The sequence below is a fragment of the Streptococcus sp. 27098_8_51 genome (assembly GCF_041432205.1).
Lineage (GTDB): Bacteria > Bacillota > Bacilli > Lactobacillales > Streptococcaceae > Streptococcus.
In genome coordinates, this window is the sequence record NZ_JAPVZE010000031.1 from 1 (window position 1) to 665 (window position 665).

The 665-nt window shown below is 32.5% G+C and carries 1 pseudogene; it reads left to right on the plus strand.

Features of this window, described 5'->3' with window-relative positions:
• A pseudogene (locus O3622_RS10000) lies at nucleotides 1-665 on the plus strand (serine protease); the annotation flags it as partial.

Consider the following 665-nt stretch of genomic DNA (forward strand, 5'->3'; position numbering starts at 1 on the left):
AAACCAAACAATTTAACGGACATGGAATCTGGTAAAATCTATTCTGATTCAGAAAAACAACAATATCTGTTAAAGGATAACATCATTCTAAGAAAAGGCTATGCACTAAAAGTGACTACCTATAATCCTGGGAAAACGGATATGTTAGAAGGGAATGGAGTCTATAGCAAGGAAGATATAGCAAAAATTCAAAAGGCCAATCCTAATCTAAGAGTCTTATCAGAAACAACAATTTATGCTGATAGTAGAAATGTTGAAGATGGAAGAAGTACTCAATCAGTATTAATGTCGGCTTTGGACGGCTTTAACATTGTAAGATATCAAGTGTTTACATTTAAAATGAATGATAAAGGGGAGGCAATCGATAAAGATGGAAATCTTGTGACAGATCCTTCTAAACTGGTATTATTTGGTAAGGATGGTAAAGAGTACACTGGAGAAGATAAGTCCAATGTAGAAGCTATTAAAGAAGATGGCTCTACGTTATTTATTGATGCAAAACCAGTAAACCTCTCAATGGACAAGAACTACTTTAATCCATCTAAATCTAATAAAATTTATGTACGAAATCCAGAATTTTATTTAAGAGGTAAGATTTCTGATAAGGGTGGTTTTAACTGGGAGTTGAGAGTTAATGAATCTGTTGTAGATAATTATTTAATCTA